Source organism: Streptomyces sp. NPDC102270 (assembly GCF_044766405.1).
GTDB lineage: Bacteria > Actinomycetota > Actinomycetes > Streptomycetales > Streptomycetaceae > Streptomyces.
The window spans coordinates 78,713-92,814 of sequence record NZ_JBIWLX010000011.1 but is presented as its reverse complement, the minus strand read 5'-3'; the positions used below and the strand labels follow the sequence as shown (position 1 = coordinate 92,814).

Sequence of the window (14,102 nt, the reverse complement as noted above, 5' to 3'; positions counted from 1 at the left end):
CCTTTGCAGACGTGTGGCCCCGCCGAAACAGTTCCGGCGGGGCCAGGTCGAGCGGAGCGGTCATTTTCGTCCGCGGCGGGGTGGACTACTTGCCCGTGAACTTCTCGTACTCCTTGATGACCTCGTCGGTCGGGCCGTCCATGCGCAGTTCCCCGCGTTCCAGCCACAGGACGCGGTTGCAGGTGTCACGGATCGACTTGTTGTTGTGACTGACGAGAAACACCGTGCCGGCCTCCTTGCGCAGTTCCCGGATGCGTTCCTCGGAACGCTTCTGGAACTTGCGGTCACCGGTGGCCAGGGCCTCGTCGATCATGAGGACGTCGTGGTCCTTGGCCGCGGCGATGGAGAAGCGCAGACGGGCCGCCATGCCGGACGAATAGGTGCGCATCGGAAGGGTGATGAAGTCGCCCTTCTCGTTGATCCCGGAGAAGTCGACGATCTCCTGGTAGCGCTCCTTGACCTGCTCCCGGGTCATCCCCATGGCGAGGCCGCCCAGAATGACGTTGCGCTCGCCCGTCAGGTCGTTCATCAGGGCCGCGTTGACGCCGAGCAGGGACGGCTGGCCGTGGGTGTAGACGCGGCCGCTCTCGGCGGGCAGCAGGCCGGCGATGGCGCGCAGCAGCGTCGACTTGCCGGAGCCGTTGGAACCGATCAGGCCGATCGCCTCGCCCTTGTAGGCGACGAAGGAGACGCCCTTGACGGCGTGCACCTTGCGCACGCCCCGCTCCTCACCGCGCTTGAGGATGCGGCTCAGCGCGGCGGTCGCGCTGCCCTTGCCGGCCTTGGCGCCGTTGACGCGGTAGACGATGTGCAGCTCGTCCGCGATGACGGTGGGGGTGTGCTCGCCCCTGGTGTCCTCAGCCACGGCCGTACCTTTCCTCCGCCTTCCAGAAGTACACGAAGCCGCCGAGCGCGAAGAGCGCCGCCCAGCCGCCCGCGGCCGCCCAGACGTGGTCGGGCAGGTTCTCGGCGCCGTACTCGTCGATCAGGGCGAAGCGCATCAGGTCCATGTAGATGGCCGCCGGGTTCCACTGGAGCACCGTGGCGACCCACTGCGGCTTGTCGGCCAGCATGATCGGGATGGAGAACATCACGCCGGACGCGTACATCCAGGTACGCATCACGAACGGCATGAGCTGCGCCAGGTCGGGGGTCTTGGCCCCCGCGCGGGCCATGATCAGCGCCAGGCCGCTGTTGAAGAGGAACTGGAGGATCAGCACCGGCACGATGAGCGCCCAGGACAGATCCGGGTAGTGGCCGAAGCCGATCGCCACGGCGAACAGCACGACCATCGAGAACAGCAGCTGCTGGAGCTGCTGGAGCGCGAAGGAGATCGGCAGGGACGCCCGCGGGAAGTGCAGTGCGCGGACCAGGCCGAGGTTGCCGGAGATGGCGCGGACGCCCGCCATGACGGAGCTCTGCGTGAAGGTGAACACGAAGACACCCGTGACCAGGAACGGGATGTAGACATCCTTCGGCATGCCCCGGCTGGCGTTCAGGATGACGCCGAAGATGAAGAAGTACACGGCCGCGTTCAGCAGCGGCGTCGCCACTTGCCACAGCTGGCCGAGCTTGGCCTGGCTGTACTGGGCGGTCAGCTTCGCCCGCGAGAACGCGAGGATGAAGTGGCGCCGGTCCCAGAGCTGGCGGACGTACTCGACGAGTGAGGGCCTGGCGCCGCTCACGGTCAGGCCGTACCGGTCGGCGAGCTGTGCCGCCGTGAGGCCCTCGTCGGGCGACGCGGGCGCGCTCACCGCGACCGTGCCGTCGTGCGTTGTCTCACTCACTGATGGATAGCTTTCCTCTTCGGGATGCGCGCCTGTGCGGACAGGGCGGGAGCGCGGGCCGCGGTGCGGCCCTGCCGCTCTCGGGAACGAGCTTGTCAGATGACCGGGGGCCGGCCCAGTCGGGTCAGTCGCCAGACGGTACGCCACTTCATCGGCCTGCGCGGTCCGCACGGAGTGCTCCAGCCCTCCCGGAAGCCGCCGAACCAGGCCTTCAGAGCGGGCCGTGAGGGGCGGCGCACCAGGGTGAGCAGCATCCAGACACCGAGGTAGACCGGGACGAGCAGCGCGGGCAGGTTGCGGCGGGCGAGCCAGACGCGGTTGCGGGCGACCATGCGGTGGTAGACCGCGTGCCGCGAGGGCGCGGTCGTCGGGTGGTACAGCACCATGTCGGACCGGTAGTCGATCATCCAGCCCGCGTCGAGGGCCCGCCAGGCAAGGTCGGTTTCCTCGTGGGCGTAGAAGAACTCGTCCGGAAGGCCGCCGACTTCGGCGAAGACCTGGGTGCGTACGGCGTTGGCGCCACCGAGGAAGGTGGTCACCCGGGAGGAGCGCATCGGGTCGGCGGCCCGCAGCCGGGGGACGTGCCGGCGCTGGGTGACCCCGGTGTCGGGGTCGGCGATGCGGAAGCTGACGATGCCGAGCCTGGGGTCCTTGGTGAACGCCTCGCGGCACAGCTCGGCGGTGTCGTGGTTCGGGAGGAGACCGTCGTCGTCCAGGAAAAGCAATATGTCGACGTCGCGGCCGCTGGGGCCGAAGGCCTCGATGCCGACGTTGCGGCCGCCGGGGATGCCGAGGTTCTCGGGCAGTTCGATGGTCCGCACGCCGGCGGGGACGTCCGGGACGGGCGAGCCGTTGCCGACGACGACCACCTCGACCGGGTCGCCGTCCTGCTTGGCGACCGAGTCGAGCAGGGCACGCAGCTCCTCGGGGCGGTTGCCCATGGTGATGATGACCGCGCCGACCTTCATGCCCGTACTCACTTCAGCCTGCTGGAGGCGAGGATCGACACGAGGTGCAGCAGCGTCTGGAGCAGCGCGATGCCGGCCATCACGGCGACGCCGAGCCGGGAGAAGAACAGGTCGCCGCGCATCTGGTCCACGATCGCGAGGACCAGGATCAGCAGGGACGCCTCGATGCCGAGGATCAGCCGGTGGAACTTGAACGCGGCGGCGGCCCGGCGGGCCAGCGCCATGCCGGAGGAGCGCATCTCGGCGGCCGCCTCCTGGACCGGCGGCTTCCCGGTCTGGTGGCGAGCGACACCGACCAGGTCGGTCTCGGCCTTGATCAGGATCGCGCCGAGGGCGGCCAGCGTGCCGAGGAAGGCCCACAGCCAGTCGATACGGCCGCTGCCGAACAGGTCGGCGGCGCGCAGACCGAAGCCGACGAGCACGGCCGCGTCGGTCAGGTACGCGCCCACGCGGTCCAGGTACACGCCGTTGAGCGAGTACTGCTTCTTCCAGCGCGCGATCTCGCCGTCGACGCAGTCGAGCAGCAGATACATCTGGACGCACACCACGCCGAGCACGGCTCCCGGGATCCCCGGCACCAGGAGGGCCGGGGCCGCGAGGACACCGAAGACGGTCATCAGGTACGTGAGCTGGTTGGGCGTGACCCTGGTGTTCACCAGGTAGCGGTCCACCCGCAGGGACACCTCACGCATGTAGAGGCGTCCCATCCAGTGCTCACCGCTGCGCCGGTCCTTGACCCCTGCGGGGTGGACGACCGGACGGAGTTCAGCTACCGATGGCCTTGACATAGTCGGTGTAGATGTCCTTGATCTGGTCGGTCTTGAGGTCGAGGTGTTCGAGGATGGTGTAGCGGCCGGGGCGGGTCTGCGGGGCGAACTCCACGGCGCGCACGAACTCCGCGGGCGTGAAGCCGATCTCCTCCGGCAGTACCGGAAGTCCGTGCCGGCGCAGGACCTCGGCCATGTACGCCGATTCCTCGTGGGCTCCGCGCAGGTACATCGCGAAGGCCGCGCCCAGGCCGCACTGCTCGCCATGGGCGGCGGCGCGCTTGGGGTAGAGCAGGTCGAACGCGTGGTTGATCTCGTGGCACGAGCCGGACGCGGGCCGTGAGTCGCCCGAGATCGACATCGCGACACCGGTGAGGACGAGTGCCTCGGCGAGCACCTGGAGGAAGTTGTTGTCGCCGACCCCGCCGGGATGCCGGAGCACTGCCTCGCCGGCCTGGCGGGCCATGGCGGCCGCGAGTCCGTCGATCTTCTCGCCCTTGACGCGGCTCGCGAGCTCCCAGTCGGCGATCGCGTTGATGTTGGAGATCGCGTCGCCGATACCCGCGCGCACGAAGCGCACCGGGGCCTCGCGGATGACGTCCAGGTCGATGACGGCCGCTATCGGGTTGGGCACACCGTAGGAGCCGCGGCCCGCGTCGTTGTCGAGGGTCGCGACGGGCGAGCACAGGCCGTCGTGCGCGAGGTTCGTCGGTACGGCGACCAGGGGCAGGCCGACGCGTGCCGCGGCGAACTTGGCGCAGTCGATGATCTTGCCGCCGCCGAGTCCGACGACCGCGTCGTAGTGGCCGGCCTTCATCTCGCCGGCCAGCCGGATCGCGTCGTCGAGGGTGCCGCCGCCGACCTCGTACCAGGTGGCGCCGGGCAGGGCGGGCGCGAGCCGTTCCTTCAGCTTGGCGCCGGAGCCGTTGCTGACGGCGACGGCCAGCTTGCCGGAGTGCGAGATGCGTTCGTCGGCGAGCACACCGGCCAGGTCGTCGAGGGCACCCGGGCGGATGTCCACGACGACCGGTGAGGGGATCAGCCTGGTCAATAGCGGCACGCGATCTCCCGTCCACGGGCGAGGTCGTCGTGGTTGTCGATCTCCACCCACGGGACGTCGCCGATCGGCGCGACGTCGATACGGAAGCCGCGGTTCACGAGCTCCTGGTAACCGTGCTCGTAGAACTGCTGCGGGTCGGTCTCCCAGACGGTCTTCAGGGCGTCGGCCAGTTCGGGGGCGGCGGCGCCCTCGATGAGGGTGACACCGATGTACTCGCCGGTGGCCTCGGCCGGGTCCATCAGCTTGGTGATCTTCGTCATGCCCTTCTCGGCGTCGACGACGACCTTCATCTCCTCGTCCGCGAGGGACTTCACGGTGTCCAGGGCGAGGATGATCCGCTTGCCCTCGCCGCGGGCGGCGAGCAGCGTCTTCTCGACGGAGACCGGGTGCACGGTGTCGCCGTTGGCGAGGATCACGCCGTCCTTGAGGGCGTCACGGCCGCACCACAGGGAGTAGGCGTTGTTCCACTCCTCGGCCTTGTCGTTGTCGATGAGGGTGAGGTTGAGGCCGTACTTCTGCTCCAGGGCCGCCTTGCGCTCGTACACGGCTTCCTTGCGGTAGCCGACGATGACCGCGACCTCGGTCAGACCGATCTCGGCGAAGTTGCCGAGGGTCAGGTCGAGAACTGTGACCTCATCGGGGCCGCCCTCTATGCCCGCGGGCCCCACCGGCACCAGAGCCTTGGGAAGGCTGTCGGTGTAGGGGCGCAGACGGCGTCCGGCGCCGGCCGCCAGCACGAGGCCGATCATGCGGGTTCTCCTTCATCGTGTACGGCGGGCGCCCCTGCGGACACCCAGAAGCGGATGCTCTCGACGAGCACCAGCAGGGCCACGGCCACGGCCAGGACCGTGAGCGCGAGCGTGAACTGCGAGGCGGTGAGCGCCGCGGCCAGAACGACGACGAGGAGTGTCCGCCCCTCCTGCCCCCCGACGGCACGCACCAGCCAGGCCGGGGGCGCTCCGGCGTTGCCGCGGATGCGGTACACCGTGTCGTAGTGATGGTAGGCGACGGCGGCCACCAGGCCGAAAGCCGCAGGAAGGGCCCCGTTCACGTCCGCTTCGGCCGCGAGCAGCAGGACGATGCCGTACTCCGCGGCGCGGAAGAAGGGCGGGACCAGCCAGTCGAGGGCGCCCTTGAGGGGGCGGGCGACGGCCAGGGCCGAGGTGACCGCGTAGATCACGGCTCCGACCACTGTCAGCGGTCCGCCGAAGCCGGGCTGCCAGGCGAGACCGACGAGGACGAGACCGCCGAGCAGGGCCAGAGCAGGAGCGGCGAAACCGGGCAGGCGGCGCGCGGGAGCCTTGAGGAGCCCCGCGATGCCCTGCGCGAGCGGGCCCGAGTCCGTGAGGTCTGCCAGCGCCTGCGCCGCCCGGTCCGTCCGCCGCGCCTTGCGGGTCAGCGACCGCAGTACCCGGCCCGCCGTCGTGTACGTCGCCGCGAGGGCGCACCCGACGAGAAGGGCGTAGAAGGTGATCCGTGGAGTCGTGACCGCCGTGAGCACCGCGATCATCGCCCAGCGCTCCCCGATGGGCAGGACGATCATCCGCCGGACCCACACCGTCCAGCCGACACTGTCGAGCTTGTCCGAAAGGGCCGCCGTGGGGCTGGTGTTGGCGGTCGCGTCGTGGTTCGCCTCGTTGAAGGAGAAGTCGACGACGTGCCGGCAGGTCTGCAGGATCATCGCGCCGAGCGCCAGGGCCCACACGTCATCACCGCCACGGGCCGCGCCCAGGGCGAGGCCGGCGTAGTAGGCGTACTCCTTGGCGCGGTCGAAGGTGGCGTCGAGCCAGGCGCCGAGGGTGGAGTACTGCAGGGAGTAACGGGCGAGCTGGCCGTCGGTGCAGTCCAGGACGAAGGACGCGATGAGCAGGACGCCCGCGGCGACGAAGCCGCCCCGGGTGCCGGTGGCCGCGCAGGCCGCCGCGACGAGGGCGGTGATCAGGGAGGCCGTGGTGACCTGGTTCGGGGTCAGGCCGCGACGGGCGCACCAGCGGGCGACGTAACGGGAGTAGGGGCTGATGAAGTGGGTGGTGAAGAACCCGTCGCGGGACTTCACGGCGGACTTCAGGCGAACGGCCTCGTCGTCGACGTCCGCGACGGCCTGCCGTGCCTCGTTACGGGCCTGCGGGTCGGCGGGGACGGTGGCGACCAGGCTGCCGAGCTCGGGGCGGTACACCTCGGCGCCGTCGTCGGCCAGCGCGGTGACGATGCGGTCGGGAAGGCTGTCCACGGCGACTGCCGTGCCGCCGCCCGCGGAATTCTCGCGGGCCACGGCGCGGGTGAGGGTCACGCGGCCGTCGGGCTGTGCGGTGACGGCGCCGGGCAGCTCGGCGAGGGGGAAGCGGGGGTCGGTGAGGCCCAGGCGCAGCGCGTGTACATGGCCGACGAACCGGGCGTCGACGAGGGCGACGCGCTGGTCGCAGGGCACTTCGGCGATCAGTCGCTCGGCGTCGGCGGCGTCCGCGGCGACCTGCACGTCGAAGCCGAGGGACCGCAGATCACCCTCGATCGACGATCCGGGGACCGGCTGACCGGTGAGGATGGCGGTCGACAACCGAACTCACTCCCTGGGTGCCGACGCGCGGGCGCCGGTCATGTGCACGATGGGGGCGCCCCTTGGCTGGACCAGGCGGGCGGCATGTCGGCAGAGGCTATCGGATGCCAAGAAGGCCGCGTTCACCGCCCGTTCACGGGCCGATCAACACCGTCTCCCCCGGCCTTTGCCGCGATCATCATCGGTGATGTGGGCCCCCGCCCACAAACCACGCTCCACAGAGCGGACATCCAGGACATCGCGTGGGTCCGGGTGCCTCGGCATAGGGTGGGCGACCATGACGTGGCTGATCACCGGCGGTGCCGGGTACATAGGGGCGCATGTGGCGAGGGCCATGACGGGGGCCGGGGAGCGGGTGCTCGTCCTGGACGACCTGTCGGCGGGGGTACCCGCGCGGCTGCCCGCTGACGTGCCGCTGGTGCGGGGCACCTCGCTGGACGGCGGCCTGCTGAAGCGGGTGCTGGCCGAGCACGCGGTGACGGGTGTGGTGCATCTCGCGGCGCGCAAGCAGGTCGCCGAGTCGGTGGCGCAGCCGACCCGCTACTACCAGGAGAACGTCGGCGGTCTCGCGACCCTCCTGGAGGCGGTCGCGGAGGCCGGCGTCGAGCGCTTCCTCTTCTCCTCCTCGGCGGCCGTCTACGGCAATCCCGCGGCGGAACTGATCACGGAGGAGACGCCGTGCGCCCCCGTGAACCCCTACGGCGAGACGAAGCTCGCCGGGGAGTGGCTGGTGCGGGCGGCCGGGCAGGCACACGGGATCACCACGGTCTGCCTGCGCTATTTCAACGTCGCCGGGGCCGCGGCGCCGGAGCTCGCGGACACCGGTGTCTTCAACATCGTGCCCATGGTCTTCGACCGCCTCACCCGCGACGAGGCCCCGCGGATCTTCGGCGACGACTATCCGACGCCGGACGGCACCTGCGTCCGTGACTACATCCATGTGTCCGACCTCGCCGAGGCGCATCTCGCGGCGGCCCGGCGACTGTCGGAAGGCGGACAGAGCGGTGACCTGACGGTCAACATCGGTCGCGGCGAGGGCGTCTCCGTACGCGAGATGGTCACGGTGATCGGCGAGGTGACCGGTGACCGGCGGCCCGCGGTCGTGGAGCCCCGGCGCCCCGGGGACGCGCCCGTGTCGGTGGCCTCGGCCGCGCTGGCCGCCGAGACGCTCGGGTGGAGCGCGCGGCGAGGGGTGCGCGAGATGATCGAGTCCGCCTGGCGCGGATGGCTGCTGCACCACCCATGAGGCTGTCCTGACCTGCGGTTCGTTTCCGCAGGTCAGGACATATGACAACGGTGTTCAGTGCCGCGTTGCCGGATACCCCCCGCCCGTAGTTCACTGTGATCCCGGACGGGTGTTCCGGATCGACGCGCAGGAGGCGGCTTCCATGGGGGCAGGGCACGATCACGGGCACGCGCACTCGCATGCGCCGACCGGCGGTACGGCGACCGCGGCGTACGTCGGCAGGTTGCGGGTGGCGCTGTCGATCACGCTCACCGTCATGGTGGTCGAGATCGTCGGCGGCTTCGTCGCGGACTCCCTCGCCCTGGTCGCGGACGCGGCGCACATGGCGACGGACGCGCTGGGTCTCGGCATGGCCCTCCTCGCGATCCACTTCGCGAACCGTCCGGCGACCGGCAACCGCACCTTCGGGTACGCCCGCGCCGAGATCCTCGCCGCCCTCGCGAACTGTCTGCTGCTGCTCGGGGTCGGCGGCTACGTCCTGTACGAGGCGATCCAGCGGTTCGTCACGCCGGCCGACACCGAGGGCGGGCTGACCATCGTGTTCGGTGCGATCGGTCTGGTCGCGAACATGATCTCGCTGACCCTGCTGATGCGCGGTCAGAAGGAGAGCCTGAACGTCCGCGGGGCGTTCCTGGAGGTCGCGGCGGACGCGCTGGGCTCGCTCGCGGTGCTGATCGCGGCGACGGTGATCCTGACCACGGGCTGGCAGGCCGCCGACCCGATCGCCTCGCTCGTCATCGGCCTGATGATCGTGCCGCGCACCGTCAAGCTGCTGCGCGAGACCCTCGACGTCCTGCTGGAGTCGGCGCCCAAGGACGTCGACATGTCGGAGGTGCGGATGCACATCCTGGCCCTGGACGGCGTGGAGGACGTCCACGACCTGCACGCCTGGACGATCACCTCGGGGATGCCGGTGCTGTCCGCGCACGTGGTGGTGCGCTCCGACGTGCTCAGCGCGATCGGCCACGAGAAGATGCTGCACGAGCTCCAGAACTGTCTCGGCGACCACTTCGACGTGGAGCACTGCACCTTCCAGCTGGAGCCGAGCGGGCACGCGGAACACGAGGCACGGCTGTGCCACTGACGGGTGTGGCAGTGACACACGTGTACGGTGCATGAAACGCCCGTTCTGACGGAATGCAGCGATCCGGCGCACCTTTGCGTCCTCCACCGCACAGCACCGCCCCGAGCGGTTCCCCGCCCGCCGCGCCGGGCACGATCAACTGCCGGGAGTGCCCGCTCCGTGCGGCACACTTGGGGCGCGAAGACCGATGTGAAGGATGGGTATGCCGACCACACCTGCCACCACGACGCACACTCCGTCGAACGGCGCCGCGAACGCGATCCTGTTGGAACTGGTCGACGAGCACGGTGTGACGATCGGCACCGCGGAGAAGCTCGCTGCCCACCAGCCCCCGGGACAACTGCACCGCGCCTTCTCGGTGTTCCTCTTCGACGAGCGCGGCCGGCTGCTCCTCCAGCAGCGCGCGCTGGGCAAGTACCACTCCCCCGGCGTGTGGTCCAACACCTGCTGCGGCCACCCCTACCCGGGCGAGGCGCCCTTCGCGGCGGCGGCCCGGCGGACGCACGAGGAGCTGGGGGTCTCCCCGTCGCTGCTCGCCGAGGCGGGCACGGTGCGCTACAACCACCCGGACCCGGACTCGGGCCTGGTCGAGCAGGAGTACAACCACCTCTTCGTCGGCATGGTGCAGTCCTCGCTCGCCCCGGACCCGGAGGAGGTCGCCACGACCGCCTTCGTGACCCCGGACGAGCTGGCGGAGCGGCACGCGAAGGATGTTTTCTCGGCGTGGTTCATGACGGTGCTGGACGCGGCCCGTCCCGCGGTCAGGGAGCTGACGGGCCCGTCCGCCGGCTGGTGAGCGACTCTCGGGCGCTCAGGGCACGCGCACGGCCATGAGCGGCAGGGCGGCCCAGATCACCTTGCCGCCACTGGCCGTGTGCTCGACGTCGCAGACCCCGCCCGCCTCCCGGGTGATCTCGCGGACCAGGAGCAGTCCCCGGCCTCCCTCGCCGCTGTGGTCGGTCTCCAGGGCGGTCGGCCGGTAGGGGTGGTTGTCCTCCACGGACACCCGCACCCACTCCGCGCCGACGGCCACCTCCACGGCGAGCATCGGCGAGAGCAGGGCCGCGTGCCGCACGGCGTTCGTGACGAGCTCGGACACGATCAGCAGGAGGCCCTGGACGAGATCGTCCGAGACGGGCACGCCCTGGCGGTACAGCAGGTCCCGCACGGCGTGTCGCGCCTGTGGGACCGACGCGTCGACGGCGGGGGCGGTGAACCGCCACACGCCCTCGTACGGCAGCGGGTCCGGTGCGCCCGGGTCGAGGGAGCCCGGTCCGAGGGGATCCGGGCCGGGGGGATCCTGTTCGAGAGGGTCCGGTTCGAGGGGGTCTTCTCCGCTGTCCGTTGGGCGAGGGCCGGACCCACGCCCATGGTCGTCCATTCTTCGGTCGCCACCCTTGCGCTCGATTGTCACCACACGTCGAGTGTTGGCAGCATGTCACCCCGGCCCGCCGTACTGAACAGAAGTCAGCGCATATCGAGTGGCTCTGACCGTTTCCGCACGGAACTATTCAAGATGTGTGGGTTTCGCGGCCGCCTCCTGCCGCTCGGTGACCATGCCGACGACCTTGCGTCCGCCGAAGCCGGTGGCGACGAGGCCGAGGCCGTCGAAGAGCAGGGCGAGCGAGAAGAAGCAACCGATCACGTACTTGCTGCTGCTCGGCCAGGACGCCAGCACCAGGATGCCGAGCAGCAGGTCGAAGGCGCCCTGCACGAGCGTCCAGCCGAACTGCGGTCCGCGCACCACCAGGCTGCCGGCCAGCCGGAACACCCCGCCGGTCAGGAAGAGCAGCGCGGCGAACATGGTCAGTGCCGCTGCCGCCGCCTCCGGTCGCCCGATGACGACCACGCCGGCCGCGATGTTCAGGGCGGCGACCACGGCACCGAGCCAGAAGAAGTTGGAGTCCCGGGCCTGGACCGCGTGCAGGAGTCCGACCACGCCGCCGATCAGCAGGAGCCAGCCGAAAAGGATCATCGAGGTGAGCGTGGCCACCCCGGTGTAGATCAGCCCGACGAGTCCGGCGATCACCAGGATCACGCCCAGCACCGCCAGCCAGCCGAAACCGCGGCTGAGCTTGGCCGCTTCGGGGTTCTCCGCCTTGTGCACTGTCATGCGGGCCCTCCTCGCGCTGCGGGCCCCTTCTTGATCGTACGGTCGGGGCGTGGGGCTAGCATCCGACACATGGAGCTCCCGGAGCCGCAGCTGCTGCACACCGTCACCGACTCGGTCGCTACCGTCGTAGTGCACCATCCGGCCAAGCGCAATGCCATGACGGCCGCGATGTGGCGGGCGCTGCCGCCGCTCCTTGACACGCTGGCCGCCGATCCGGACGTCAGGTCGCTCGTGCTGACCGGTCAGGGCGGGACGTTCTGTGCGGGCGCGGACATCTCCACGCTGCGTGAATCGCCCGAGGAGGCGCAGGGGCTGGCGGTGCGTGCCGAGGAGGCCCTCGCCGCGTTTCCGAAGCCGACGCTGGCGGTGGTCCGGGGGCACTGTGTGGGCGGCGGTTCGCAGCTCGCAGCGGCGTGCGATCTCCGGTTCGCCGAGGAGGGCGCGCTGTTCGGGGTGACACCGTCGAAGCTCGGGATCGTGTATCCGGCGTCCTCCACCCGGCGACTGGTGTCGCTGGTCGGTCCCGCCACCGCCAAGTACCTGTTGTTCTCCGGTGAGTTGATCGACACGGAGCGGGCGCTGCGCACGGGCCTGGTCGACGAGGTGCTGCCGACGGGTGAACTGGCCAAGCGGGTCGGGGAGTTCACCCGGACCCTGGCGTCCCGTTCGCAGCTCGCGCAGGCCGCGGCGAAGGAGTTCACGAACGGCCGTACGGACCGGGACGCGTACTGGAGCCGTGAGGCGCGGGGCAGCGGCGACACCGCGGAGGGGGTCGCCGCGTTCCTCGAGCGCAGGACACCGCGCTTCACCTGGACTACGTCAGGATGAAGCGGCTCTTGGAGCGGAACTCCTCGACGAGGTGCGCGGGCGCCTTCTGGGGCGAACCGGCGTCGTAGGGCGGTTGCGGGTCGTACTCGGTCAACAGCTGTACCGCCTGGGCGTGTTCGTCGCCCGCGATCCTGCCGAGCAGCGTGAGTCCCATGTCGATGCCGGCGGAGACACCCGCCCCGGTGACGTACTTCCCGTCGAACACGACCCGCTCCCCCGTGGGTTCGACGCCGAACTGCTCCAGGAAGTCCAGGGCCAGCCAGTGGGAGGTCGCGCGGCGGCCCCGGAGCAGACCCGCGGCCGCCAGCAGCAGGGAGCCGGTGCACACGGACGTGGTCCAGGTGCTGGTGGCGTCGGCGGCACGCAGCCAGTCGAGCAGCACCGTGTTCTCCATCTGCGGGGTCTGCCCGGGACCGCCCGGCACGATCACGATGTCGGGGCTCGGCACCTCGGCGAGCGTCCGGTCGGCGGTGAGGGCGAGCCTGCCGGTGTCGGTGCGCACGGGGCCGGTCTCCTCGGCGACGAACACGACCTCGGAGTCGGGCAGGCGCCCGAGGGTCTCGTACGGTCCAACGGCGTCCAGGGCGGTGAAGCGGTCGTAGAGGACGATGGCGATCTGCACAGGGAGTCCTTTCAGCGGGCCGGGGTCGGATGGAAGCGGCGGCGGTACTCGGAGGGGGCCGTGCCGAGGGCCTTGACGAAGGCGCGGCGCATGCCCTCGGGGGTGCCGTAGCCGCTGGCGCGGGAGATCTCCTCGATGCCGTCGGACGTGTCCTCCAGGAGGCGGCGGGCGTGTTCCAGCCGGACCCGGTCGACGTACCGGCCCGGTGTCATGCCGGTCTCGGTCTGGAAGGCGCGGGCGAAGTGGCGGGGCGAGAGGCGGGCCCGGGCGGCGAGGGTCTGAACGCTCAGGTCGTCGGCGGGGTGCTCGGTGATCCACTGCTGGACCTCCCGCAAGGGCTCGCGCTGGGCGGTCTGGGCGGCGAGCTGGGCGCTGAACTGGGCCTGGTTGCCGGGCCGGCGCAGGAAGACGACCAGGTGGCGGGCGATGACGAGGGCGGCGTCCCGGCCCAGGTCCTCCTCGACCAGGGCGAGCGCGAGGTCGATCCCCGAGGTGACGCCGGCGGACGTCGACACGTGTCCGTCGCGCACATAGATCGGGGCGGGGTCCACCTCCACGGCCGGGTGGTCGCGGGCGAGCTTGTCGCAGTACGCCCAGTGGGTGGTGACGCGGCGGCCATCCAGGAGCCCCGCCTCGGCGAGCCGGATGGCGCCGGTGCACACCGAGACCAGGCGGTCGGCCCGCGGCCCGTGCTCGCGCAGCCAGTCGGCGAGGCGGGCGTCGGGGCGCCGGGTGCCCCGACCGCCGGGCACGAGGAGGGTGTGCGGGGCATCCGCCCGCGCGAGGGCCTCGTCCGGTACGACGGTCAGGCCGCTGGAGGTGCGTACGGGAGCGCCGTCGAGCGAGGCCGTACGGATGCGGTAGGTGCCCGGGGTGAGCTGTTCGGCCCCGGCGAAGACCTCAAGCGGGCCCGTGACGTCGAGGCTCTGGACGCCGTCGAAGAGGACGAAGAGAACGGTTCGCTGGGCCATGCCGTTGATTCTTGGGGCGGGGCGCGATGGCGGCAATGACGAGTTCCCCACCTTTTCTGCCATGCCCGGCACACCCGTCGAACGGATACCAAGCGGTCGGTA

15 protein-coding genes are annotated in these 14,102 nt (G+C 70.6%); 4 read left to right on the top strand and 11 right to left on the bottom strand.

Translation table 11 applies throughout. From position 1 onward, the window contains the following. Positions 1 to 85: 85 nt before the first annotated feature. The 7 genes from ACIRP7_RS23885 to ACIRP7_RS23855 form a co-directional block, all read right to left on the bottom strand. A complete protein-coding gene (locus ACIRP7_RS23885) occupies positions 86 to 865 on the bottom strand; it encodes an ABC transporter ATP-binding protein (protein ID WP_403662969.1) in 780 nt (259 codons plus the stop codon). Next, positions 858 to 1,787, bottom strand: coding sequence for an ABC transporter permease (locus ACIRP7_RS23880; RefSeq protein WP_352380717.1), 930 nt, complete (start codon positions 1,785 to 1,787; stop codon positions 858 to 860). The genes ACIRP7_RS23885 and ACIRP7_RS23880 overlap by 8 nt, the downstream gene beginning before the upstream one ends. 95 nt (positions 1,788 to 1,882) lie before the next feature. Continuing rightward, positions 1,883 to 2,755, bottom strand: coding sequence for a glycosyltransferase family 2 protein (locus tag ACIRP7_RS23875; protein ID WP_403663585.1), 873 nt, complete (start codon positions 2,753 to 2,755; stop codon positions 1,883 to 1,885). Between the two features lie 8 nt (positions 2,756 to 2,763). Then, entirely contained in the window at positions 2,764 to 3,543 is a 780-nt protein-coding gene (locus ACIRP7_RS23870) for a CDP-alcohol phosphatidyltransferase family protein (RefSeq protein ID WP_352380721.1), read from the bottom strand. Beyond that, complete coding sequence (locus tag ACIRP7_RS23865; RefSeq protein ID WP_403662966.1) at positions 3,521 to 4,582, bottom strand: iron-containing alcohol dehydrogenase family protein; 1,062 nt, start codon at positions 4,580 to 4,582, stop codon at positions 3,521 to 3,523. Before ACIRP7_RS23865 ends, ACIRP7_RS23870 begins: the two co-directional genes overlap by 23 nt. Further along, positions 4,570 to 5,331: a sugar phosphate nucleotidyltransferase gene (locus ACIRP7_RS23860; protein WP_403662963.1), complete on the bottom strand. Its 762-nt coding sequence runs from the start codon at positions 5,329 to 5,331 to the stop codon at positions 4,570 to 4,572. The genes ACIRP7_RS23865 and ACIRP7_RS23860 overlap by 13 nt, the downstream gene beginning before the upstream one ends. Then, positions 5,328 to 7,136, bottom strand: coding sequence for a DUF5941 domain-containing protein (locus ACIRP7_RS23855; protein ID WP_403662960.1), 1,809 nt, complete (start codon positions 7,134 to 7,136; stop codon positions 5,328 to 5,330). Before ACIRP7_RS23855 ends, ACIRP7_RS23860 begins: the two co-directional genes overlap by 4 nt. Before the next feature lie 277 nt (positions 7,137 to 7,413). Here ACIRP7_RS23855 and galE point away from each other — a divergent pair, with 277 nt between their 5' ends. From galE to idi, 3 genes are all read left to right on the top strand, one after another. Next, a complete protein-coding gene (galE, locus tag ACIRP7_RS23850) occupies positions 7,414 to 8,382 on the top strand; it encodes a UDP-glucose 4-epimerase GalE (protein WP_403662957.1) in 969 nt (322 codons plus the stop codon). 142 nt (positions 8,383 to 8,524) lie between these two features. Next, entirely contained in the window at positions 8,525 to 9,466 is a 942-nt protein-coding gene (locus tag ACIRP7_RS23845; protein ID WP_403662954.1) for a cation diffusion facilitator family transporter, read from the top strand. Positions 9,467 to 9,668: 202 nt separating this feature from the next. Then, complete coding sequence (gene idi / locus ACIRP7_RS23840; protein WP_403662951.1) at positions 9,669 to 10,262, top strand: isopentenyl-diphosphate Delta-isomerase; 594 nt, start codon at positions 9,669 to 9,671, stop codon at positions 10,260 to 10,262. A 15-nt stretch (positions 10,263 to 10,277) separates the two neighbouring features. Here the strand turns inward: idi and ACIRP7_RS23835 are convergent, their stop codons facing one another. Both ACIRP7_RS23835 and ACIRP7_RS23830 read right to left on the bottom strand, forming a co-directional pair. Continuing rightward, positions 10,278 to 10,847, bottom strand: a complete 570-nt coding sequence (locus ACIRP7_RS23835; protein WP_403663583.1) for an ATP-binding protein — start codon at positions 10,845 to 10,847, stop codon at positions 10,278 to 10,280. Positions 10,848 to 10,973: 126 nt separating this feature from the next. Then, positions 10,974 to 11,579, bottom strand: a complete 606-nt coding sequence (locus ACIRP7_RS23830; RefSeq protein ID WP_403662948.1) for an HdeD family acid-resistance protein — start codon at positions 11,577 to 11,579, stop codon at positions 10,974 to 10,976. Positions 11,580 to 11,648: 69 nt separating this feature from the next. Here ACIRP7_RS23830 and ACIRP7_RS23825 point away from each other — a divergent pair, with 69 nt between their 5' ends. Continuing rightward, positions 11,649 to 12,407: an enoyl-CoA hydratase/isomerase family protein gene (locus tag ACIRP7_RS23825; protein WP_403662945.1), complete on the top strand. Its 759-nt coding sequence runs from the start codon at positions 11,649 to 11,651 to the stop codon at positions 12,405 to 12,407. Here the strand turns inward: ACIRP7_RS23825 and ACIRP7_RS23820 are convergent. Continuing rightward, positions 12,394 to 13,029 carry a DJ-1/PfpI family protein gene (locus tag ACIRP7_RS23820; protein WP_403662942.1) on the bottom strand — a complete coding sequence of 212 codons (636 nt, stop codon included), beginning with the start codon at positions 13,027 to 13,029 and terminating at the stop codon, positions 12,394 to 12,396. The genes ACIRP7_RS23825 and ACIRP7_RS23820 overlap by 14 nt on opposite strands. Before the next feature lie 11 nt (positions 13,030 to 13,040). Beyond that, entirely contained in the window at positions 13,041 to 14,000 is a 960-nt protein-coding gene (locus ACIRP7_RS23815) for a GlxA family transcriptional regulator (RefSeq protein WP_403662939.1), read from the bottom strand. Between the last annotated feature and the right edge of the window lie 102 nt (positions 14,001 to 14,102).